19 protein-coding genes are annotated in these 23,371 nt (G+C 70.3%); 11 read left to right on the forward strand and 8 right to left on the reverse strand.

Translation table 11 applies throughout. From position 1 onward, the window contains the following. The 8 genes from B7X32_RS05590 to B7X32_RS05625 all read right to left on the reverse strand — a co-directional run. A partial coding sequence (locus B7X32_RS05590; RefSeq protein ID WP_292717298.1) for an ATP-binding cassette domain-containing protein occupies nt 1–724 on the reverse strand: 724 nt, incomplete at its 3' end. Beyond that, a complete protein-coding gene (locus B7X32_RS05595) occupies nt 721–2,667 on the reverse strand; it encodes a dipeptide/oligopeptide/nickel ABC transporter permease/ATP-binding protein (RefSeq protein ID WP_292717300.1) in 1,947 nt (648 codons plus the stop codon). The genes B7X32_RS05595 and B7X32_RS05590, both read right to left, overlap by 4 nt. Continuing rightward, complete coding sequence (locus tag B7X32_RS05600) at nt 2,667–3,665, reverse strand: ABC transporter permease (RefSeq protein ID WP_292717302.1); 999 nt, start codon at nt 3,663–3,665, stop codon at nt 2,667–2,669. Before B7X32_RS05600 ends, B7X32_RS05595 begins: the two co-directional genes overlap by 1 nt. A 150-nt stretch (nt 3,666–3,815) precedes the next feature. Beyond that, nucleotides 3,816–5,132: a serine hydrolase domain-containing protein gene (locus B7X32_RS05605; RefSeq protein WP_292717304.1), complete on the reverse strand. Its 1,317-nt coding sequence runs from the start codon at nt 5,130–5,132 to the stop codon at nt 3,816–3,818. An 11-nt stretch (nt 5,133–5,143) separates the two neighbouring features. Next, nucleotides 5,144–6,724 (reverse strand): ABC transporter substrate-binding protein, encoded by a 1,581-nt coding sequence (locus tag B7X32_RS05610; RefSeq protein ID WP_292717306.1) that lies wholly within the window; start codon nt 6,722–6,724, stop codon nt 5,144–5,146. Between the two features lie 144 nt (nt 6,725–6,868). Then, nucleotides 6,869–7,774: a serine hydrolase gene (locus B7X32_RS05615; RefSeq protein WP_292717309.1), complete on the reverse strand. Its 906-nt coding sequence runs from the start codon at nt 7,772–7,774 to the stop codon at nt 6,869–6,871. Then, nucleotides 7,771–9,156 carry a serine hydrolase domain-containing protein gene (locus B7X32_RS05620; RefSeq protein WP_292717312.1) on the reverse strand — a complete coding sequence of 462 codons (1,386 nt, stop codon included), beginning with the start codon at nt 9,154–9,156 and terminating at the stop codon, nt 7,771–7,773. Before B7X32_RS05620 ends, B7X32_RS05615 begins: the two co-directional genes overlap by 4 nt. A 142-nt stretch (nt 9,157–9,298) precedes the next feature. After that, a complete protein-coding gene (locus B7X32_RS05625; RefSeq protein ID WP_292717315.1) occupies nt 9,299–10,786 on the reverse strand; it encodes an amidohydrolase family protein in 1,488 nt (495 codons plus the stop codon). Between the two features lie 179 nt (nt 10,787–10,965). On the opposite strand from B7X32_RS05625, the gene B7X32_RS05630 reads away from it, so the two are divergent. From B7X32_RS05630 to B7X32_RS05680, 11 genes are all read left to right on the forward strand, one after another. After that, nucleotides 10,966–11,979 carry a LacI family DNA-binding transcriptional regulator gene (locus B7X32_RS05630; protein WP_292717320.1) on the forward strand — a complete coding sequence of 338 codons (1,014 nt, stop codon included), beginning with the start codon at nt 10,966–10,968 and terminating at the stop codon, nt 11,977–11,979. 163 nt (nt 11,980–12,142) lie between these two features. Next, nucleotides 12,143–13,663 carry a multiple monosaccharide ABC transporter ATP-binding protein gene (mmsA, locus tag B7X32_RS05635; protein WP_292717346.1) on the forward strand — a complete coding sequence of 507 codons (1,521 nt, stop codon included), beginning with the start codon at nt 12,143–12,145 and terminating at the stop codon, nt 13,661–13,663. 142 nt (nt 13,664–13,805) lie between these two features. After that, nucleotides 13,806–15,053 carry a multiple monosaccharide ABC transporter permease gene (gene mmsB, locus B7X32_RS05640; protein WP_292717350.1) on the forward strand — a complete coding sequence of 416 codons (1,248 nt, stop codon included), beginning with the start codon at nt 13,806–13,808 and terminating at the stop codon, nt 15,051–15,053. Between the two features lie 74 nt (nt 15,054–15,127). Next, the gene (locus B7X32_RS05645) at nt 15,128–16,240 is read left to right on the forward strand and encodes a sugar-binding protein (protein WP_292717323.1); all 1,113 of its coding nucleotides are present in this window, start codon (nt 15,128–15,130) and stop codon (nt 16,238–16,240) included. A 160-nt stretch (nt 16,241–16,400) separates the two neighbouring features. Further along, nucleotides 16,401–17,681, forward strand: coding sequence for a phosphopyruvate hydratase (gene eno / locus B7X32_RS05650; RefSeq protein WP_292717326.1), 1,281 nt, complete (start codon nt 16,401–16,403; stop codon nt 17,679–17,681). Nucleotides 17,682–17,709: 28 nt separating this feature from the next. Next, entirely contained in the window at nt 17,710–18,213 is a 504-nt protein-coding gene (locus tag B7X32_RS05655; RefSeq protein ID WP_292717329.1) for a septum formation initiator family protein, read from the forward strand. A gap of 34 nt (nt 18,214–18,247) precedes the next feature. Beyond that, nucleotides 18,248–18,769 (forward strand): DUF501 domain-containing protein, encoded by a 522-nt coding sequence (locus B7X32_RS05660; protein WP_292717332.1) that lies wholly within the window; start codon nt 18,248–18,250, stop codon nt 18,767–18,769. A gap of 10 nt (nt 18,770–18,779) precedes the next feature. Beyond that, nucleotides 18,780–20,093 (forward strand): S8 family serine peptidase, encoded by a 1,314-nt coding sequence (locus B7X32_RS05665; RefSeq protein WP_292717334.1) that lies wholly within the window; start codon nt 18,780–18,782, stop codon nt 20,091–20,093. A gap of 13 nt (nt 20,094–20,106) precedes the next feature. Further along, nucleotides 20,107–21,573, forward strand: coding sequence for an FAD-dependent oxidoreductase (locus tag B7X32_RS05670; protein WP_292717337.1), 1,467 nt, complete (start codon nt 20,107–20,109; stop codon nt 21,571–21,573). 127 nt (nt 21,574–21,700) lie between these two features. Next, nucleotides 21,701–23,071, forward strand: a complete 1,371-nt coding sequence (locus B7X32_RS05675; protein WP_292717341.1) for a glutamate decarboxylase — start codon at nt 21,701–21,703, stop codon at nt 23,069–23,071. Nucleotides 23,072–23,083: 12 nt separating this feature from the next. After that, nucleotides 23,084–23,371, forward strand: a 288-nt coding sequence (locus B7X32_RS05680; protein ID WP_292717343.1) for a YciI family protein, incomplete at its 3' end; no start/stop codon positions are given.

The following is a 23,371-nucleotide window of genomic DNA, read 5'->3' on the forward strand; positions in this document are numbered from 1 at the left end:
CGGCCAGCAGCTCCCGCGTGTAGGGATGCTGCGGATCGGCGAGGACCTGCTCGGTCGGCCCGAACTCGACGATGCGGCCGAGGTACATCACGGCGAGATGGTCGCTGAGGTAGCGGACCACGGCGAGGTTGTGCGAGATGAACAGCATCGTGAGCGAGAGCTCCCGCCGCAGCTCGCGGACGAGGTTGAGCACGGAGCCCTGCACGGAGACGTCGAGCGCCGAGGTGATCTCGTCGGCGATCACCACCTCGGGATCCGCGGCGAGCGCGCGCGCCAGGGCGATGCGCTGGCGCTGACCGCCGGAGAGCGCCGCCGGGAGAGATCCGGCCCGTTCCGGATCGAGGCTGACCATCTCGAGCAGCTCGGCCACTCTCGCGCGTCGGGCCGCACCGCCGCGCAGGCTGCGCGGCATCGCCTCGGCGATTGATTCGCCGATGCTCATCCGCGGGTCGAGCGAGGAGAACGGGTCCTGGAACACCATCTGGATGGGCCTGCGCCGGCGGAGGGTGCGCACGTCGGCGCCGTCGAGGGTGATCGCGCCGCCGCTGATCGGCGCGAGGCCGATCGCGGCACGGGCGAGTGTCGACTTGCCGGATCCGGACTCGCCGACCAGGCCGACGACCGAGCCGGACGGGACCACGAGGCTCACGTCGTCGACGGCGGTGAGGCCGGACCGGTGGGTGCCGTAGCGGACGCTCACCCGGTCGAAGCGCAGCTCGCTCATCGGACGACCTCCTCGGGTTCGAAGTCGGGCAGGGGAACGGCCGTGGTGATCGCCGGCACGGCGACCGAGGGCATCGCACCGTCGACCGGATGCCAGCAGGCGACCCTGTGCCCGTCCCCGGCGTCGGTGAGCGCGGGATCCTGCTCCCGGCACAGCGCGGAGGCGAGAGGGCAGCGGTCCGCGAACGCGCAGCCCGCGGGGAACGCCCCCGGTGCCGGCGGGCGGCCGGGGATCATGCGCAGCGGCGTGTCCCGGTCGGTGTCCAGCTCGGGGACGACGTCGAGCAGCGCGCGCGTGTACGGGTGCCGGGCGCTCTCGTTCAGGCGGCTCGCGGGGAGGTCCTCGACGATGCGCCCCGCGTACATCACGAGCACGCGATCGCAGGTCTGCGCGACGACCGCGATGTCATGGCTGATCAGCAGGATCGCGGCCCCGGTGTCGCGGCGCACGCTCGCGAGCAGCTGCAGCACCTGGCGCTGCACGGTGACGTCGAGGGCCGTGGTGGGCTCGTCGGCGATGATGAGCCGGGGGTGGTTCATCAGGCCCATCGCGATCATCGCGCGCTGGCGCATGCCGCCGGAGAACTCGTGCGGGAACTGTCGTGCGCGCCGCTCCGCCGCCGGCACACGCACCGCCTTCAGGCGCTCGATCGCCCGCTCCATCGCGGCCGTGCGGCCGAGACCCTGATGCTCCGCGGCCGCCTCGGCGAGCTGAGAGCCGATCCGGCGCGTGGGGTTGAACGAGGTCATCGGATCCTGGAACACCATCGCGAGCGAGGTGCCGAGCAGCGGGCGCAGCGTCCGCTCCGGCGCGTCGAGCGGCGGCGTGCCGCAGAACTCGAGCCGGGCGGCGGCCACGTGCCCCGGCCGTTCGATGAGCTGCGCCGCGGCGAGGGCGGTCAGGCTCTTGCCGGATCCGGATTCGCCGACGACGCCGATCGCCTCCCCGCGGGAGATCGAGAAGCTCACGCCGCGGACCGGGGTGACCCAGCCGTCCGAGGAGGGGAAGGACACGCGCAGGTCGTCGACGAGGAGAACCATGTCATCGTTCACGACCTGCGCGCGCCAGGAGTCGCCCGTGGGGGCGGTCTGGGGGAGCCGGCGCGGGCGCCGCGCGTTGCGGCCGCCGAGGGCTGCGGCGGCGGTCTCGCCGAGGAGGTTGAAGGCGAGCCCGGCGATCACCACGGCCGCGGCGGGGCCGAGGGCGGCGGCGGGGTTCAGGTAGATGCGGTTGAGGCCCTCGCCGAGGAGCCGGCCCCAGTCGTACGCGGGCACCTGCACGCCGAGCCCGAGGAAGGACAGGCCGGCGAAGGCGAGGAGCGCGCCGCCCGCGCTGATCGTCGCGTTGACGATCAGCGGCTCGCCGATGTTGGGCAGGATGTGCCGGATCAGCACGCGGAAGCGCGAGACTCCCGCGACGCGCGCCGCGGCGATGAAGTCGCGCCCGGCGATCGCCGCGGACAGCGTCTGGGTGAGGCGCGCGAAGCCCGGGGCCATCGCGAAGCCGATCGCGAGGACGGATCCGACCGTGCCCACGCCGAAGATCACGGCGAGGAACAGCGCCAGCAGCAGTCCGGGGAACGCCACGGCGATGTTCACGAACGTGGAGAGGATGCGGCCCGCCCACCGGGGCAGGACGGCCGGGGCGGTGCCGAGCACGGTTCCGGTGACGACCCCGATCAGCACTGCGGCCATCGCGAGGCCCAGAGAGAGGCGCGTGGCGACCATGACGCGGGCGAGCACGTCGCGGCCCAGCGCGTCGGTGCCGAGCAGGTGCGCCGCGCCCGGGGCGCGGTAGGCGGAGGCGGGGTCGATCTGCTCGGCCTGGGCCCCCCAGACCAGGGGGCCCAGCAGGGCCACGAGCACGAGCAGGAGCACGAGGGCCAGCGACACCGCTCCGAGCGGGGTGCGGACGACCTTCTTCATCGTGGATGCGGCGGACATCAGGCCTCCTTGATCGTGGAGCGCGGGTCGAGGACGGCGAGGGCGATGTCGATCACCAGGTTCACCAGCAGCACGCCCATGCCGTAGACCAGCACGATCGCCTGCACCACGGGGTAGTCCTTGGTCAGGATCGACTGCACGATCATGGTGCCGAGGCCCGGCCAGGCGAAGACGTTCTCCGCGAGCACGGTCCCGGTGACCATGCCCGCCAGCAGCAGTCCCGTGAGCGTCAGGGTCGACGTCATCGCGTTGGGCAGCGCATGGCGCGTGTAGACGCGCCGGGGACGCAGCCGTTTGGCGCGCGCCGTGCGGATGTAGTCCTGCCCCAGCACGCTCAGCACCTCGACCCTGATGAGGCGGGAGAACACCGCGATCGGGCCGACGGCGAGCGCCGTGACGGGGAGCACGAAGGAGAGCGGTCCAGAGGCGCCGGCGATCGGGAGCCATCCCAGGGAGACGGCGAAGACGTACACGAGTCCGACGGCGAGGAGGAACTCGGGGATCGCGGCGAGCACGACGGTCACGACCGCGAAGGTCAGCTCGAGTCCGCGCCGGCGGCCTCCGCGCGTCGCCACCGCCATCGTGACGCCGATCGGCACCGAGGCCAGCAGCACCACCAGCACGGCGAGGAGCGCGAGCTGCAATGTCGCGGGCAGGCGGGTGGCGATGATGTCGGAGACGGGCTGGTTGGTGAGCATCGAGACGCCCATGTCGCCGGTGAAGAGATTGCCGAGGTAGTGCAGGTACTGCACGATCAGCGGCTGGTCCAGCCCGAGCGCCGCCCGGCGCGCCTCGACCAGGGCGACGGGGGCGTTCAGGCCCAGTGCGGCGCGCACGGGATCGCCCGGCACCAGGTGGATCATCAGAAAAGCAGCCGTGACCAGCACCCACACCGAGAGGACGAAGAGGCCTCCGCGACGGACCAGGAAGGACAGCCAGGGGCTGCCCGACCGTGCGGATCGGATGAGTATCGCCTGTGTGGCGGTGGTGCTGGTCACGGCTGGGTCCTCACGGGTGGGAACGGAACGAGGCGGGTCCGGTGGGACCGAGGCTATTGACCGGGTGGCGGAGCCGGATTGTCGGCCGCCACGAGAAGGAGGGGCGAAATTGTGCGTCGTGACAACGTCGTCCGCGCCTCGGCCGGTGGATCAGATCCGCGGCGCCGCGCGCAACCCCATGTGCAGGAACTCCGTGCCGTCCGCGGCGGTGAGGAAGCGGCCGACCGGGTGCCCTTCGGCGTCGCGCAGCAGCAGATCCGCGCCGAGCCGGGCGCGCACGGTCGGCAGGGAGGGCAGGCCCAGGTCGATCAGGTCCTGGCGCAGCTCCGGCGTGATCACGATCTCGTCCTGCTCGCGTGTCACCACGTTCTGCCAGAGGTTGACGTCGTAGCGCCCGACCACATCGTCGGGCGACGCGTGGAGCACCACGTCGTCCGCCGGCGCGGGATGGATCCCCCGCAGGTTCTCCAGGCACCAGGACACGATCTGCGGGCCGAGCCCGCTCGCCGCGTTCGTCAGCACGGTCACGGCGAGGTCGTGGTCGGGCAGCAGCACCATCTCGCTGAGCTGCAGGTTGCTGATGTTTCCGCCGTGGCGCACCACGCGCGCGTCGCCGACGTGCGTGAGCAGCCAGGGGAGTCCGATGCTCTCCAGCGGCGGGCCCACCTCGATGTGCGCGCGCTGCATCGTCCGCCGCGTCTCGTCGCGGATCGGGGCGGATCCCTCGGCGTCGCCGCGCAGCTGGAACCGTGCGTAGCGCAGCTGGTCGCGGACCGAGGAGAGCAGGCCGCCCTCGGGCGCCAGGTCGCGGGCGAGGCCCCACACCGGGGCCGGCACGGCCACGCCGTCGACGATGACATGGCCGGTCACGACGGGCCGGGTGATCGCCTCCCACGGGAAGTACACGCTGTCCGTCATCCCGAGGGGCGCGAGGACCGTCTCAGTGACGAGCTCCTCGAATCCGCGACCGGACACGACGGCGCAGAGGTGGCCGAGCAGGCGCAGGCCGCCGTTGCTGTAGGACGCGATCGCCCCCGGAGGGAAGAGCTGCGGGAGCTCGCCGAAACCGGCGATGCTCTTCCGCAGGGCGTCGGGCCCCCAGTCGTCGGGATCATCCTCGATGTCGCCGAGGAAGCCGCCGGAGTGCGTGAGCAGGTGCCGCACCCGGAGCTGCTCGAGGGCGTCCTCGTCGGCCAGGCGGAGGTCGGGCAGGAGCTCCGCGACCCGGGTGTCCAGGTCGAAGGCCCCCTGTTCGATGAGACGCATGGCGGCCGTGCCGGTCACCGTCTTCGAGGTGGATCCGATCGCGAACAGGGTGTCCGCGGTCACGGGCGCCCCCGTCGCGGTGGAGGCGACGCCCGTCGTGAGCACGTGCTCGGTGCCGCCGTCCACGATGCCGACCGCGACGCCGGGCACGTTCAGCTCGCGGGCTCTGCTGTCCAGCAGTTCCTGAAGTTCGTCCAGCATGGTGCCGCCCCTCACTCGTACATGCGGATCGAGGTCGGGTCGATGCCGTCGCCCTCGCTGAAGGTGGCCTTGTTCGCGAACGTGTGCCGTGCGATGTTCGCGTAGAGGACCACGGAGGACGTGGTCAGCAGCGACTTCTCGGCGGCGGCCCAGTCATCGCATCCCTCGGTGCCCGCCTTGGCGGACGCGGCGGTCACCGCGGCGACGTAGGCCGGGTCGTCGATCGAGGCGAAGTTCGAGCCGTTCGGCGGCGTCGGCCCGGAGACGAAGGGCGTGAGCGAGGTGGGAAGGCCCACGGTGACGCCGGCGCCCGAGATGTCCCAGTCCCCGGTCGAGAGCAGCGTCTCGCTCAGCGAGGGGCCGTCGAGGGACTTCACGGTCACGTCCACGCCGACCTTCTTCCACATCGACTGGAGGAGCTCGACGGCGGCCGTGCCGGTGTCGCCCAGGACCGAGGCGTAGATCATCTTGAGCGTGAGCGGCTTGCCGTCCTTGGCCCTGATGCCGTCGGATCCGAGCTTCCAGCCGGCCGCGTCGAGGGCGGCGCCGGCCGCCTTCGCGTCGAACCCGGGGATGTTGCCCTTGACCGTGTCGGCACGGCAGGGATTCGGGGCGACGGTCACGAAGCCGGTCGGCACCTCGCCGGCGAAGACCTGACGGGCCTGGGCCAGATCGAGCGACTGCGTGAGCGCCTTGCGCACGGCGGGATCCGCCGTGGCCCTGCCGTCGGCCTGGTTGTAGATCAGCTGGCCGGCGGGGACGAGGATCTGCGTGCTGAAGAGCTTCGCGGTCTCCAGGCGCTGCTGGTCCGGCCCGAGCACGCCGGCGGCGTTGACCTCGCCGGAGATGACCAGGTTGGCGGCCGTCGTCTCGTTGGGGATGATCCGGAAGACGGCCTTGTCCGGCAGGCCCTTCTGCGTCGGATCCCAGTCGCCGGGTCCCCACGCGAAGTCCTTGCGGCGGGTCAGGGTGTACTGGCTGTTCGGCGTGATCTCGGTCATCGTGAACATGCCCGTGGAGCCCTTGCCGGCGGCGAGGGCCTTGGGGTCCTTCAGCACGGTGCCGCACACGATCGAGATGTTGCCGATGTTCTGCAGCAGGAACGCGTCGGGCTGGCCGCTCGTGACGGTCACGGTGCGCGCGGCGTCATCGCCGACCGCGGTCGTGCCCGGCTGCACCTCGAGTCCCACGAGGGGGGAGCCGGTCGCGGGATCCACGACGTGGCTGATGTTCGCGGCCACGTCGGTCGCCGTCAGCGGCGTGCCGTCCTCGCAGGTGAGCTTGTCGCGCAGGGTGAAGGTCGCGGTCTTGGTGTCGGCGGTCCACTTCTCGGCGAGACCGGACGCCATGCTGCCGTCGTCCTTGATCGTGATGAGGCGGCCGTAGAGGAAGCGGTCGATGCCGCGCGCCACGGACATCGCCGTGATGAACGGATCGAGCGAACCAGGATCGGTCGCGATGGCCTGCGTGAACGTCTTTCCGTTCGCGAGCGCGGCGTCCTTGCCGGCTCCGGCGGCGCCGCCTCCGGCGCAGGACGTCAGGACGAGGGCGGTCGCGCCGAGGATCGCGATGAGCGGGGTGCGGTGTCGCATCAGAAGCCTCCAGCAGTGTTCGGGTGGGGCGGGATGGGGAAAGGGGGATGGTGCGGGGAGGGGGAGGAGAGAGGGGTGAGAAGAGGGGAGGGAGCGGAGAGATGAGGGGGATCCGGGCCGATCCACGGCGGATCGGCCCGGACGTCAGGACCGCTCGGCGCGCAGCCGCTCGACGGCGGCGAATCCGGCGCGGCCGATCGAGGCGTCGACGCGCGGGAGCCGCTCGTCGAGCGTGCGCGCGCGGGTGAACACGGCGACGGCGTACTGGCGGCCATCGGGATAGGTGACGACGCCCGCCTCGTTGCGCCAGCGGGGGAGCGTTCCGGTCTTGGCCGCGAGCGTCACCCCGTTCGGGAACCCGGAGGTCAGGCGGTGCGGCCAGATCTGCTGCGCCATGATCGCCCTGGCCTGCGCGCAGGCCTCGGCGGGTGCGGCGGTGTCGGTCCACAGGGCGTTCAGCAGCGTGGTGACATCGCGGGGCGTGGATGCCGAGGTGCGGGCGGGATCGAGCGCGGAGATCCCGAGCAGCCGCTCCGGATCCGTGCCGGCCAGCAGCGCCTCCAGGTCGTCGTCGGCGGAGCCGCCGAGATCGGCCACGACGGACGCGAACAGGTCCTCGCAGCACCCGATGAGCCGTGTGCTGCGCAGGCCGAGGTCGGCGATCACGCGATCGACGGCATCGCCGCCCAGGCGGTGGTACAGGACGTCGGTCGCGGCGTTGTCGCTCATCGTCATCATGTTCTGGGCGAGGTCGCGCCAGCTCGCCTGCACGTCGTCCGAGAACCCGGCCGTGCCGATCCCGCCGATGCGGTAGCGCGCGGTGACCGTCGTCCTCTCGGTCGGATCCAGCGTGCCGGCGGCGACGGCACGGACGTAGGCGGTGAGCACCAGGATCTTGAAGACCGAGGCGAGCACGACGGGCTCGTCGGCGCCGGAGTCCACCTCCGGCCCGGCCTCCGTGCCGATCTCGCGGGCGTGCAGGAAGCCCTCGGCGTCCGCGTCCGCGAAGATCTCCGCGATCGAGGTCGCGGTCGCGGTGAGGGCGCTCATGCGTCGATCCGGCGGTCGGCGCGTCCGGTGTGCAGGTACAGGGCGCGGCCGCTGCCGTCGTCTCCGACGAACGCGTGCGGCATCCGCATGCCGTGATCCTTCTCCCGGGGGAGGAGGCTGTCGCCGGACCAGCCGACCAGCTCGACGGGAGCGGGAGCCGGACCCAGCTCGGCGAAGATCCCCTTCATCGTGCGGGTGAGCCAGATCCGGCCCTCGTCGTCGACGCTCACCGTGGAGTCGGAGACCGAGGACGAGTAGGTGCCGAGGATGCGGTCCAGGTCGACCTCGACCGGCGACTCGGGGAGCACGGGGAGCGGAGCCATGTCGACGCCGGCGAGAGCCGAGAGGATCTTCGAGAACAGGCGGTGGTAGAGGTCGACCGTGTCGCCGCCGTTCGTGAGCAGCACCACGGCGACGCCCGCGGAGGGTGCGAAGCGCAGGAACGCGTTCTGCCCGATCGTGCCGCCGTCGTGTCCGTAGACCGGGCCGCCGGCCCAGTCGAAGATCTCCCAGCCCAGGCCCCACGCGTTGCCGAGCACGCCGAGGTCGGGGAGGTCCACCTGGCGCTCCTGCATCGCTGCGACGCTCTGCGCGGAGAGGACCCTGGTGCCGTCGGGGGCGACGCCGCCGGCCATGTGCATGCCCGCGAACCCCAGCAGATCCCGCGGGGTCATCGCGAGCATCGATCCGGCCGGGGCGTTGGAGCGCACCAGGTTCCACACCGGCGCGGGAACGGGCTCGCCGTCATCGCCGGGGATGTGACCGAGCGCCGCGCGGAACATGATCGCCTGCGAGGCGTCGGTCGCCACGTGCGTGAGCCCCAGCGGGCGCGCGAGGTGCGCGTGCAGGGCCTGGTCGTAGGTCTGGCCGCGCAGCACCTCGACGATACGGCCGAGCACCACGAAGGCCGCGTTGTTGTACGAGAAGCGCTCGCCGGGGGCGAAGAGCTGCGGGGCGTCGGCGATCGTCGCCAGGTACTTCTCGACCGCGTCGTCGCCGACGCCGGTGTCGTTGAAGAGGTCGCCCTCGAAGCCGCTCACGTGGCTGAGCAGCTGGCGGGTGGTGATCGCGGAGGCCGCCGCGTCGTCGCCGATCGCGAAGGCCGGGACGGTGTCGCGCACGGGGGCGTCGAGGTCGAGCAGGCCCTCGTCGACGAGCTGCATGACGAGCGTCGCGGTCCAGGTCTTCGTGATGGAGCCGATCTGGAACACCGAGTCCTCGTCGGCCTCCACCCCGGTGTTCTTGTTCAGGACGCCGGCCGCTGCGGTGAAGACCTCGCCGCCGGCGAGGATTCCCACGGATGCGGCGGGGACGTGCGCGTCGGCGATCAGTGCGGGGAGGTTCTCCCGCACCCAGGTGCCGATTTCGTTCAGGTCGGACATGTGCGCTCCTCTTCGTCGAGTGCGCCGTCGATCAGGGTGACGGCGTTGCGCCGAGACTATTCGCGCGGATCCGCGTGCCGTTGGTGCGTGCCGACGAGGCTTCCGGAGACCTTGGTGCCCCCGGACAAGGCCCCGCCGGTCATCACGCGGCGCCGCGCACGGCGCGCCCCGGATGGGCGTCGGCGACGATGTCTCCGGCGTGCACGACGGCCGTGCCGTGCACGTACAGCTGCCGCACGCCCTGCGACGGACGGGTGGAATCGGCGTACGTCGCGCGATCGGTGATCGCGGCGGGGTCGAGCACCACGATGTCCGCATCCGCGCCGACGGTGAGGTGTCCCTTGGCGCGCATCGCGGGGGAGGCCTCGTCCAGCACGCGCGCAGGCAGGTAGGAGCAGCGTCGGAACGCCTCGAGCCAGCTCCAGGCGCCGGACTCGCGGACCATCAGGCGCAGGGACTTCGCGAAGGTCCCGGCCGTGCGCGGGTGCGTCTGCCCGCCTTCGGGGAGCGGCCAGCGGCGCTGCTCGTACACGGTCGGCGCTCCGCCGGAGCCCGGCCACGAGATCGGCATCGCGTCGCTCGCGACGATCGCGTCGGGGTAGGCCAGCGCCCGGTGCAGATGGGCGCGATCGAGGGGATCCGCCTCGTCGAGGAAGGTGACGATGCAGGCGGCGCCGGGATCCGTGGCGCGCACCTCGCGCAGCCGGGCCTCATCGGCGATGCGCTCTCCGGTGTCCACCAGCACGAGCGCGGTCGGGCCGATGCCCAGGCCCGCGAGCTTCTCCGGCGCGAGGAAGAACGCGCCGATCGCGGTGCTGCCCGCGCCGTAGGGATAGGCCTCGACGGTGACCCGGGATCCGGCCGCGCGACTGCGGTCCAGCAGGGCCAGCACCCGGTCGACGTGGCGCAGCGACGTGCTGTTCACATGGCAGTGGTGCATCGCGGCGCCGGTCTCCGCCGCCGCGCGCACGAGCTCCTCCGAGCCGTCGATCGGGGTGGCGGGATCCGCCTCGATCAGCTCGCGCACGTGCGTGAAGGTCGGGGCGTGTGCGGCGGCGGCGAGCCGGGCGAGCTCCAGGTACTCCTCGGGATCGGAGCGCGGGGCGTAGCCCATCAGCACGCCGATGCCGAGGGCGCCGGCGGCGAGTTCGCCCTCCAGGAGTCCGAGCCAGCGGCGGCGCTCGGCCGGACTCGAGGAGCGCTGCCATGCCGGGTTGCCGAGGAGGTCCATCGACGCGGTGAAGTCGGCGACCGGGACGCGTTCGAGGTGCGCGTAGGCGCGGGCCTGGGACCAGGAGGCCGAGAAGCCGTAGTTGAGCGGACGTCCCTCGCGGCCGGCCCTGGCGATCGCCTCGGCGACGGGCATGAGGCCCGCCTCCAGATCGAGGGCCGTCGTGACGCCGTCCATCGCCTGCAGGCGGTGCCCGGCGATCGAGTGCACGTGGCTGTGCAGGTCTACGAAGCCCGGACCGACGATGAGCCCTTCGGCCTCGATCACGGTCGCCGCCTCCGGCGTGGCGATCCCGGAGCCGATCTCGGCGATCCGGCCCTCGGAGATCAGGACGTCGGAGATCCTGTCGGAACCGGTCTTCGGGTCGATGACGCGCCCGCCGCGCAGCAGAGTGTCCACGGCCCCACGGTGCCAGCTTCCGTGCGCGGAGGCGCGTTGCGGCCGGACGAAGATCCCGCGGAATCCGGTGCTCCCGGACAACCCGCCGGGGCGCGGGCGCGTCGACGCGGATGCGCAGGGAACACTCCGACCCCATAATGGACTCATTCATGTGACCGTGCACATCGAGGAGGTTCTGCATGTCGACCTCCTCCGAGCGCGCCCGGATGCCCAGCATCCGCGACGTCGCGCGCCTCGCCGGGGTCTCCCATCAGACGGTCTCCCGCGTGCTGAACGATCACCCCAGCATCCGCCCCGAGACCAAGGAGCGGGTGCTCGACGCGATCCGCGTGCTGGACTACCGGCCCAACATCGCCGCCAGGGCGCTCGCCACCAGCCGGTCGAACACGCTCGGGATACTCTCCGCGACCACCGGCGAGTTCGGTCCGACGTCCTCGATCGCGGCGATCGAGGACGCCGCGCGTGCCGAGCGCTACTCGGTCATCACGCTGAACCTGCCCGACACCACGCCCGAGGCGATCGGCGCGGCCGTCCGCCAGCTCGTGCGGGAGGCGGTCGACGGCATCGTCGTGCTCGCGCCGCAGGTGCGGGTCTTCAACGTGCTGCGGGGGATGGCCGTGTCGGTGCCGTTCGTCAGCCTGCAGACGGCCTCGGGATCCGACGGCTTCAGCCACTCCGCCGATCAGCTCGCCGGCGCCCGCATGATCACCGAGTACCTGATCCGGCTCGGGCACAGCGACATCCTGCATCTCGCGGGGCCGCAGGACTGGATCGAGGCCGAGTCGCGCATGCGCGGCTACCTGGACGCGATGCGCGACGCAGACCTGCCCACGATCCCGCCGATCCGCGGCGACTGGACCGCGGACTTCGGCTATTTCGCCGGTCAGGAGCTCGCCCGCAGGCGGGACTTCACCGCCGTGTTCGCGGCGAACGACCTCATGGCGATCGGGCTCATGCACGGCTTCCGCGACGCGGGGCTCCGTGTTCCGATCGACGTGAGCGTGGTGGGCTTCGACGACATTCCGGTCGCGGCACATGTCGCCCCGCCGCTGACGACCGTGCATCAGGACTTCGCAGAGCTCGGTCGGCGCGCCGTGCGCATTCTGCTCGCGCAGCTGCGCGGAGACGCGGTGCCGGGATTCGGGCCCGTCGTCCCGGTGCTGTGCGGCCGCGAATCCGCGGCGTCACGGTAAGGACACGAATTCGGCTTCGACACTTGACACTGTCGAAACGCGCGTGCACGATGTAACCCGATGTGAACGGTAACATTGACCGTAACATCACCGGACCTGGTATCGAAGGAGATCCGTGAGCGAGACGACGACGCTGCCCACCGTGGCCGGACCGATCCTCGAGATGCGCAGCATCACGAAGGAGTTCCCGGGCGTGAAAGCCCTCTCGGACGTGTCGATCACCGTCCGCACCGGAGAGGTGCACGCCATCTGCGGCGAGAACGGCGCCGGCAAGTCCACGCTGATGAAGGTCCTGTCCGGCGTCTACCCGTACGGCAGCTACGACGGCGAGATCCTGCTCTACGGGCAGGAGCAGCGCTTCAAGGACATCGCGGCGAGCGAGCATGCCGGAATCGTGATCATCCACCAGGAGCTCGCGCTGATCCCGGAGCTGTCGATCACCGAGAACATCTTCCTCGGCAACGAGATCCGTCGCGGACCGCGCATCGACTGGACCGCGCAGAAGCAGCGCACGGTCGAGCTGCTCGCCCGCGTCGGCCTCAGGGAGGACCCCGATGTCGCGGTCAAGCATCTCGGCGTCGGCAAGCAGCAGCTCATCGAGATCGCCAAGGCGCTCAACAAGGACGTCAAGCTGCTGATCCTCGACGAGCCGACGGCGGCGCTGAACGAGAACGACTCGCAGCACCTGCTCGACCTGATCCTGGGCCTGAAGGCCAAGGGGATCACGTCGATCATCATCAGCCACAAGCTCAACGAGATCGAGCAGATCGCGGACGAGATCACGATCATCCGCGACGGACGCACGGTCGAGACGCTCGACGTCGGCCGCGGCGAGATCAACGAGGACCGCATCATCCGCGGCATGGTCGGCCGCTCGCTGGAGAGCCGCTATCCCGACCGCACGCCGGAGATCGGCGACGTGTTCTTCGAGGTCAAGGACTGGTGGGTGCGTCACCCGTCGGTCGCCGAGCGCATGGTCGTCAAGGGCTCCAGCATCGAGGTGCGCCGCGGCGAGGTCGTCGGCATCGCCGGGCTCATGGGAGCCGGCCGCACCGAGTTCGCGATGAGCATCTTCGGGCGCTCCTACGGCCAGTTCCTGTCCGGCACGATCATCAAGGACGGCAAGGAGATCTCGCTCCCCGACGTCCGCAGCGCGATCAAGCACGGCCTCGCCTACGTCAGCGAGGACCGCAAGGTCCTGGGTCTCAACCTGCTGGACACGATCAAGCGCTCGATCGTCTCGGCCAAGCTCTCCAAGATCGCCCGCAACGGCGTCGTCAACGACATCGAGGAGGCGCAGGTCGCGGAGCGCTACCGCAAGTCCCTGCGGATCAAGACCCCGACCGTCGATCAGGGCGTCGGCACGCTCTCCGGCGGCAACCAGCAGAAGGTCGTGCTGGCGAAGTGGATGTTCACGGATCCGGATCTGCTGATCCTGGACGAGCCCACGCGCGGCATCGACGTCGGCGCCAAGTACGAGATCTACGGCATCATCAACGAGCTCGCGGCCCAGGGGAAGGGCGTCATCGTCATCTCCAGCGAGCTGCCGGAGCTGCTCGGCATGTCCGACCGCATCTACACCGTGTTCGAGGGGCGGGTCACCGACTGCCTCCCCGCATCCGAAGCCACCCCGGAGGCGCTCATGCGCAGCATGACCTCCCTGACGCAGAAAGCATCCGCATGAACGATTCGCTGCGCACGATGACCCCAGTGCTGGTTTCACGGACCCAGAAAGCCTCCGCATGAGCACCACGATCACCCCGACCCCGACCCCGTCGACGCCCCAGGCTCCGGAAGAGGGCTTCCGCTTCCGCGACCTCGGCAAGATGATGGGCGGCGGCCAGTCCACGAGCCGTCAGTTCGGCATCCTCGGATCCCTGGTCGTCATCATCATCATCTTCCAGATCTGGACCGGCGGGCTGACGCTCTCGCCCGGCAACCTGATCAACGTCGTCAGCCAGTACTCCTACATCCTGATCCTCGCGATCGGCATGGTGATGGTCATCATCATGGGGCACATCGACCTGTCGGTCGGCTCCGTCGCCGCGTTCGTCGGCATCATCGTGGCGCAGTCGATGGCGAACTGGCACTTCCCGTGGTGGGCGGCGATCCTCCTCGGCCTGGCGCTCGGCGCCCTGGTCGGCGCCTGGCAGGGCTTCTGGGTCGCGTTCGTGCGCGTGCCGGCGTTCATCGTGACGCTGGCCGGCATGCTGTTCTTCCGCGGTGCCAACCAGTGGTTCGGCCAGTCGACCTCGGTCGCCGTGCCCGCGGACTTCCAGTGGATCGGCGCCGGCTACCTGCCTGAGCTCGCCGTCCCTCTCGCCTTCAACGTGCTCACCATGGTGCTCGCCGTGCTCGCGGTCGTCTGGGTCGTCGTCTTCGAGGTCTTCCTGCGCCGCTCGCAGCGCAAGGCCGGCACCGAGGTCGCACCGGTCTGGGTGAGCGTCGTCAAGGTCGTCATCCTGTCCGCGCTGATCCTCGTCGCGGGCTGGCTGTTCGCCACCGGCCGTCCTGGCACGAGCTTCCCGATCTCCGGCGTGATCCTGCTGCTGCTCGTCATCGTCTACACCTTCGTCACCCGTAACACGGTGTTCGGCCGCCACCTGTACGCGGTCGGCGGCAACCGCCAGGCCGCGCGCCTCAGCGGTGTCAAGGACCGTTGGACCGACTTCTTCGTGATGATGAACATGTCTGTGCTCGCCTCGGTCGCGGCGATGATCTACGTCGCCCGCGCCACGGCCTCGGGCCCGCAGGACGGCAACGGCTGGGAGCTCGACGCGATCGCCGCGGTGTTCATCGGCGGCGCCGCGGTCTCCGGCGGCATCGGCACGGTGATCGGATCCATCATCGGTGGTCTGGTCATGGCCTTCCTCAACAACGGCATGGCCCTCCTCGGCTTCGGCGCCGACGTGGTCTCGATGGTCAAGGGCCTCGTGCTGCTGCTCGCGGTCGCCGTCGACGTCTGGAACAAGCAGCAGGGCCGTCCCTCCCTGACGGGCTTCATCACCCGACGGTTCTCCCGTGCGGAGGAACCCTTCGCCACCACCGCTCCCGGCACCGCGAGCGGCAAGTAAAAGAGGTCCGCGCCGTTCGCGGCACGATCCTGCATTCACCTGAGATGCACACACCAAGAGAGAAAGAGATCCCAATGAAGAAGATCCTCCTTTCGGCGACAGCGGTCGTCGTCGCGGGTGCCTTCGCCCTCACGGGCTGCTCGTCCGAGCGCGGCGGAACCCCCGCCGCGAGCGGCGCCGCAGCGAAGGGCTTCGCCGCCGACGCCAAGATCGGTGTCGCCCTGCCGGACAAGACCAGTGAGAACTGGGTGCTCGCGGGCAAGCTGTTCACCGACGGTCTGACCAAGGCGGGCTTCAAGCCCGACGTGCAGTACGCGCCGGCCAGCAACACGGTCGCCGAGCAGCAGAACCAGATCCAGGCGATGGTCACCGGCGGTGCGAAGGTCATCATCATCGGCGCGAAGGACGGCAAGCAGCTGTCCACCCAGGTCAAGGCGGCGCACGACGCCGGCGCGACCGTGATCGCCTACGACCGCCTGATCGAGAACACCGACGCGGTGGACTACTACGTCGCGTTCGACAACTTCAAGGTCGGCCAGCTGCAGGGCCAGGCCCTGCTCGACGGTCTCGCCAAGCGCGCGGGCCACCCGGCGCCGTACAACATCGAGCTGTTCTCCGGATCCGCGGACGACGCGAACTCGGCGGTCTTCTTCAAGGGCGCGATGGACGTGCTCGAGCCGAAGATCAAGGACGGCACGCTCAAGGTCGTCTCGGGTCAGACCGAGATCACCCAGACGGCGACCGACGGCTGGAAGGCGGAGAACGCGCAGCGCCGCATGGACGCGCTGCTCACCGCCAACTACAGCTCGGCCACGATCGACGGCGTGCTGAGCCCGAACGACACCCTCGCCCGCGCCATCATCACCTCGGTGCAGCAGGCCGGCAAGCCCGTCCCGGTGGTCACCGGTCAGGACTCCGAGGTCGAGTCCGTCAAGTCGATCATGGAGGGCGTGCAGTACTCCACGATCAACAAGGACACCACGCTGCTCGTCGCCCAGGCGATCAAGATGGCGCAGGAGCTGCAGAAGGGCGACAAGGTCGACGTCAACGACACCAAGTCGTACAACAACGGCGTCAAGGTCGTGCCGTCGTTCCTGCTCGCGCCGGTCATCGTGACGAAGGAGAACGCCGCCGAGGCGTACGCCAACGTCCCGGCCCTGCTCGACGTCGTGAAGTCCTACAAGTAATCGAGGATCTCAGGGAGGGCCGCGCGGACTCGTCCGCGCGGCCCTTCGCCGTCTGCGCGCGGCGCTTCATCGTCTGCGCCGCGAGGGCGGCTCCGACTAGACTGGCGGCGGATCGACGTCGCTCCACCACCCCACTTCCCTCTTGAACAAGGAGCACTCTGTGGCACTGATCGAGGCTGTAGGCGCACGCGAGATTCTCGACTCCCGTGGCAACCCGACCGTCGAGGTGGAGGTGCTCCTCGACGACGGCATCGTGCAGCGCGCCGCCGTCCCGTCCGGTGCGTCCACCGGTGCGTTCGAGGCGTACGAGCTGCGCGACGGCGACAAGAGCCGTTACGGCGGCAAGGGCGTCCTGAAGGCCGTCGAGGCCGTCATCGACGAGCTGGGCCCGGCGATCGAGGGCGTCGAGGCGAGCGAGCAGCGCGTGATCGACGAGATCCTCATCGAGGTCGACGGCACCGAGAACAAGAGCCGCGTGGGCGCGAACGCGATCCTGGGCGTGAGCCTCGCGGTCGCCAAGGCCGCCGCCGACTCGGCCGACCTGCCGCTGTTCCGCTACCTGGGCGGCCCCAACGCGCACCTGCTGCCCGTTCCGCTGTTCAACGTCATCAACGGCGGCTCGCACGCCGACAACGGCATCGACATGCAGGAGTTCTTCCTCGCCCCGATCGGCGCCGACAGCTTCTCCGAGGCGCTGCGCTGGGGCACCGAGGTCTACCACGTGCTCAAGGGCGAGCTCAAGGCCGCCGGCTTCGCGACCGGTCTCGGCGACGAGGGCGGCTTCGCCCCCGACCTGCCCAGCAACCGCGAGGGCCTGGAGTTCCTGGTCAAGGCGATCGAGAAGGCCGGCTTCACGCCGGGCACCGACATCGCGCTGGGCCTCGACGCCGCCGCCACCGAGTTCTACAACGAGGGCGTGTACCGCCTCGACAACAAGGACTGGGACGCCGCGTCGCTCACCGACTACTACGTCGGCCTGGTCAAGGACTTCCCGATCGTCACCATCGAGGACGCCCTCGCCGAGGACGACTGGGAGGGCTGGAAGGCCCTCACCGAGAAGCTCGGGTCCCAGATCCAGCTCGTCGGCGACGACCTGTTCGTGACCAACCCCGAGCGCCTGCAGAAGGGCATCGACCTCGGTGTCGCGAACTCCCTGCTGGTCAAGGTCAACCAGATCGGCACGCTGTCCGAGACCCTCGACGCGATCAGCCTGGCGCACCGCTCCGGCTACACCACGATGCTCTCGCACCGCTCCGGCGAGACCGAGGACACCACGATCGCCGACCTCGTCGTCGCCGTGAACTCGGGCCAGATCAAGAGCGGCGCGCCCGCTCGGTCGGAGCGCGTCGCGAAGTATAATCAGCTTCTGCGCATCGAGGAGGAGCTGGGCGATGCGGCGGTCTTCGCCGGGCGCTCCGCCTTCCCGCGCTTCAAGGGCTGAGCACACCGACTGATACGGAGGAGGAGTCATGACACCACGTCGGACTCCTCCTTCGTCGTCTGCGTCCGCGGGGCCGTCGAGCGGCACCGCGCGCGCGGTCGACGTGCGCGGCTGGGTGGGCGGCATCCGGCTCAGCGGCTTCATGGTGATCATGCTCTCGCTCGTGGTCCTCGGCGCGTGGGTGCTCGTGCCCACGCTCGGCACGTACCTCGACCAGAAGCAGCGGATCGCCGCGCTGGAGCATTCGGTGCAGGTCACCCAGAAGCAGATCGACGCCCTCACGGCCGAGCGCGAGCGCTGGAACGATCCGGCGTACATCACCGCGCAGGCCAGGGAGCGGCTGTTCTACGTCAAGCCGGGCGAGGTCGTCTACCTCATCGACAACGACATCGATCCCGCCGCGCAACCCGTCGAGCAGGGCCCTGTCAGCGACACCGTGCAGGAGAAGTCCTCGGACTGGGCGGGCCAGCTGCTGCGCAACGTGACCGGAGCGGGACTCGCCAAGACCGCCGCGGGCTCGGGCGCGCGCTGAGGCGTCCCGCAGGCGGACCCCGTACCCTGGAGGGGTGACCACGCCCCCTTTCGCCCCGCCCACCGACGCCGAGATCGCGGTCGTCTCCGCACAGCTCGGCCGTGAGGCCAGGGGAGTCGTCGGCATCGCCGCGCGCTGCACCTGCGGCAATCCCACGGTCGTCGCGACGCTGCCGCGGCTGGCCGACGGGTCGCCGTTCCCGACGTTCTATTACCTCACCCACCCCGCCGCGGCGGCCGCGATGTCGACCCTCGAGGCGGAGCACGTGATGCCGGAGCTCGCCGAGCTGCTGGACGACGAGGACACCGCCGCCGCGTACCTGCGGGCGCATCAGGCGTATCTCGCCGACCGCGCGCAGTACGGGGACGTCCCGGAGATCGCCGGCGTCTCCGCGGGCGGCATGCCCCAGCGCGTGAAGTGCCTGCATGCGCTGGCCGGTCACGCGCTCGCCGCCGGGGAGGGCGTCAACCCCATCGGCGACGAGGCGCTGCGCCGGGCCCGCTGGTCACCCGAGCGCTGCGAGTGCATCGAGCCGGGAGCCGCGCGGGCGCGCTGATCCGAGTCCGATGACCACGCCGACCACACGCTCTCCGAACGCACGCCGGATCAGATCCGTCGTCGCGGTGCTCCTGCTCGCGCTCGCGGCGCCGCTCGTGATGGGGGCGACCCCGACGCCCACGCCGCCCGCGGATCCCGAGCGGTCCGCGGAGTACTGGCTCACGGGCGCCCACGTCGACGCGGCGTGGAAGACCACGCGCGGTGCGGGCGTCACGATCGCGATCATCGACACGGGCATCGCCAAGGGCCCCTCGCAGTTCGAGGGCGCCGTCACCGACGGCACCGACGTCTCCGGCATCGGATCCGAGGATGGACGCACGCCGCTCGGCCCGCTCGACAGCGATCACGGATCCCGCGTCGCCTCGCTCGCCGCGGGCAGGCCCAAGGCGGACGGCACGGGCATGATCGGCGTCGCGCCCGATGCGAAGCTGCTCTCCATCTCGCTCGGCTTCGGCGCGACGGCGCCCGTGCCCTTCGCGAAGCAGGTGGCGGAGGCGATGAAGTGGGCGGTGGATCACGGCGCGAAGGTGATCAACCTCTCCTTCACCACGAACACCCTGGAATGGGATCCCAGTTGGGACGACGCGTTCCTCTACGCCTTCGACCACGACGTCGTTGTCGTCGTGGCGGCGGGCAACCGAGGCAGCGGCACGGCCATGGTCGGTGCTCCCGCGACGATCCCCGGCGTGCTCGCGGTCGGGGGAGTGGATCAGCACGGCGTCGCGAGCAAGGCGGCTTCCACGCAGGGGATCACGATCGCCGTCTCCGCGCCCAGCGAGTCGCTGCTCGGCGTCGACGCGAACGGAACGATCGAGACCTGGAACGGCACCAGTGGCGCGGCCCCGATCGTGGCGGGCGTGGTCGCCCTGGTGCGTGCCGCGCACCCAGACATGGACGCGAACAACGTGATCAACCAGATCATCCAGACCGCGCGTCCCGCCCCGCAGGCGACCGCGCACCCCGACCTGCTGTACGGCTACGGTCTCATCGACGCGGCCGCGGCGGTGTCAGCGACGCTGCCGTCGGTGGACCAGAACCCGCTCGGCGACCTGTCCAAGTGGATCCATCTGAATCGGCGAGCGCAGGCTCCTGAGCCTGCGCAGCCGACGTCGACGCCGCTTGCGATCCCGCCGCTCCCGCATGCGGATACGCCCACGCGAGCCACCTCGCCGCTGATCCCCAGCCCCGATTCGCTGCTGTACGGTACCCTGCCGCTCACAGCCCTCACGGTCCCTGGTATCCTGATAGCGCTTGGCGTCACCGCTGCTGCCCGGCGCATCCGTTCGGCGCGCGCATCTGCACGCCAAAATCCCGATGACTGAGGAGTTAGCCTCCGTGACTGAGAGCACCGTGGCAAAGAGCGCTGCCGCGCCCAAGATCCTGATCGTGGGCGGTGGCTACGCCGGTTTCTACACCGCGTGGAAGCTCGAGAAGCACCTCCGCAAGGGCGAGGCAGAGGTCACGATGGTGGACCCGCTGCCGTACATGACCTACCAGCCCTTCCTGCCGGAGGTCGCCGCCGGGTCGATCGAGCCGCGGCACGCGGTCGTCGCGCACCGCCGCCACCTGAAGCGCGCGAACGTCGTGACGGCCAAGATCACCGGCATCGACCACGCCAACAAGGTCGCCGCGATCACGCCGGCCATGGGCGAGCCGTACGAGTTCGCGTACGACCAAATCGTCGTGACCGCCGGCGCCGTCTCGCGCACCTTCCCGATCCCCGGCATCGCCGACAACGCGATCGGACTCAAGACCATCGAAGAGGCCGTCGCCGTCCGCGACAAGCTGCTGTCGAACTTCGACAAGGCCGCCTCCATCCCGGCCGGGCCCGAGCGGGACCGTCTGCTCACGGTCGTCGTCGTCGGCGGCGGGTTCGCCGGTATCGAGGCGTTCGCCGAGCTCCGCTCGTTCGCCTCGTCGCTCATCGCGAAGTACCCGCAGTTGTCCTTCGACGACACGCACTTCCACCTCATCGAGGCGATGGGCCGGATCATGCCCGAGGTCTCGCTGAAGACCAGCGAGTGGGTGCTGAAGGACCTCGCCAAGCGCGGCGCGAACGTGCACCTGGACACCCAGGTCAAGGGCGCCGTCGACGGCAACGTCGAGCTGTCCACCGGCGAGGTCATCCCGTCCGACCTCATCGTCTGGACCGCCGGCGTCATGGCCAACCCCACCGTCGTGCGCGGCGGCGACCTCCCCGTCGAGGAGCGCGGACGCATCCAGACCCGCGCCGACCTGCGGGTGGGCACCCCCGAGGCGTTCGTCGAGGGCGCATGGGCCGCCGGTGACGTCTCGGCCGTCCCCGACCTGTCCGGCGGCGGCGTCGGCGGCATGTGCGTGCCGAACGCGCAGCACGCCGTCCGTCAGGCCAAGCTGCTCGCGAAGAACCTCGTCGCGGTGCTGCGCGGAGAGACGCCCAAGGACTACTTCCACAAGAACCTCGGCGCCGTGGCCGGCCTCGGCCTCTACAACGGTGTCTTCCAGTCCGGCAAGCTCGCGCTCAAGGGCTTCGTGGCCTGGGTCGCGCACCGCGGCTACCACGGCCTCGCGATGCCGTCCTGGGAGCGCAAGTGGCGCGTGCTGTGGGGCTGGTGGAACAACCTCTGGCTCGGCCGCGACATCGTCGGCCTCGAGGCCCTGCAGACGCCGCGTGCGGTGTTCGAGGAGTTCGCCGCGCGTCCGCGCCCGGTCGCGGACGCCGCGCCGGCGCCCGCCGCTGTCGCAGCCCCGGCCGCGAGCAAGCCCGCCGCGGCCCAGCGCCCGGCTGCTGCGAAGAAGCCCGCCGAGGCCGCAGCCAAGTAAGGCCCTCCCGGACGCCCCCGGATTCCGCTCACGAGCGAGGATCCGGGGGCGTTCGTCGTTCATGGCCCGGATCGGTGCCGGTGCTATGGTGGCGCCCGAACGCCGCGCTCGGATCCGGGAGGCACCCATGTCGCAGGAACGCATCCACGTCAACCCGCTGCACCGCCGGGCCGGATCCGGGCTCTTCGTCGACAAGCACCGGATCCCCGATCGCGGTATGGATCCGCTCACGGCCTATCACGTCGTCAGCGACGAGACCATGCTCGACGGCAACGCCCGGCTGAACCTCGCCACCTTCGTCACCACCTGGATGGACGAGGAGGCGCAGCGGCTCTACGCCGAGGCCGTCGACAAGAACATGATCGACAAGGACGAGTATCCGCAGACGGCGGCGATCGAGACGTACTGCCAGCGGATGATCGCCGAGCTCTGGCATGCCCCGGATCCGGCGGCGGCGCCCGCGACGTCGACGATCGGGTCCAGCGAGGCGTGCATGCTCGCCGGGATCGCGCTGAAGCGCCGCTGGCAGGAGAAGCGGCGCGCGGAAGGGCAGGACGCGTCCCGGCCCAACCTCGTGATGTCCAGCGCCGTGCAGGTGTGCTGGGAGAAGTTCTGCAACTACTTCGAGGTGGAGCCGCGTTATGTGCCGGTGAGCGAGGCGCATCCGGCGCTCGACGGCGCGCTGCTGGAGCGGTATGTCGACGAGAACACGATCGGTGTGGTCGCGATCCTCGGCGTCACCTACACGGGCGCGTACGAGCCCGTCGCGGAGATCGCCGCCGCGCTGGATGCGATCGCCGCCCGGTACGGCCACGACGTGCCGATCCACGTCGATGCGGCCTCGGGGGGAATGGTGGCGCCGTTCCTGGATCCGGATCTCGGCTGGGACTTCCGGGTGCCACGCGTCGCGTCCATCAACACGTCGGGGCACAAGTACGGGCTGGTCTATCCGGGCCTCGGCTGGGTCATCTGGCGCGACGCGGAGGCGTTGCCGGAGTCGATGGTGTTCCGGGTCAGCTACCTCGGCGGCGACATGCCGACCCTGGCGCTGAACTTCTCGCGGCCGGGTGCGCAGGTGCTGCTGCAGTTCTACCTGTTCCTGCGGCTGGGGCGGGAGGGATACGCCGAGGTGCAGGGCACCTCGCGTGCTGTCGCGCGCTACCTCGCCGAGGGGATCGGCGGGATGGAGCCGTTCGCACTCATCAGCGACGGCTCGACGATCCCGGTGTTCGCCTGGCGCCTGGTCGACGGGCACACCGCGAACTGGACGCTCTACGACCTGTCCGACCGGCTGCGGATGCGGGGCTGGCTGGTACCCGCCTACCCGTTGCCGGACGACCTGGCGGAGATCACCGTCCAGCGGATCGTGATCCGCAACGGTGTCACGATGGACCTCGCCGAGGCGCTGCTCGCGACGATCCGGGAGGAGGTCGCGTATCTGGACGCGCTGACCTCGCCGCTCCCTGATCGGACGGCGGGCCCTGGCTTCCGGCACTGAAAGGGTGGACCCATGAACGTCGTCGTCCTGTATCGTCTGCGCGACGGAGTGGATCGCGCCCGGATCCTCGAGGTCTTCCCGCGCCATCAGGCGTACTACCGGGCCTTCCATGAGACGGACAGCGGTCTGATCGCGCTCGGCCCGTTCGCGACGCCGGACCTCGCCGCAGGATCGATGGGCGTCTTCGCATCGCGCGAGGCCGCGGAGCGTTTCATCGCCGCGGATCCCTTCGCGACCGAGGGCCTCGCCGATCCGCGGATCCTGGACTGGAACGCCGTCTGGCTGGAGCCCGGCGGTGAC

The sequence above is a fragment of the Microbacterium sp. 13-71-7 genome (genome assembly GCF_002257455.1).
In the GTDB taxonomy this organism is placed as follows: Bacteria; Actinomycetota; Actinomycetes; order Actinomycetales; family Microbacteriaceae; genus Microbacterium.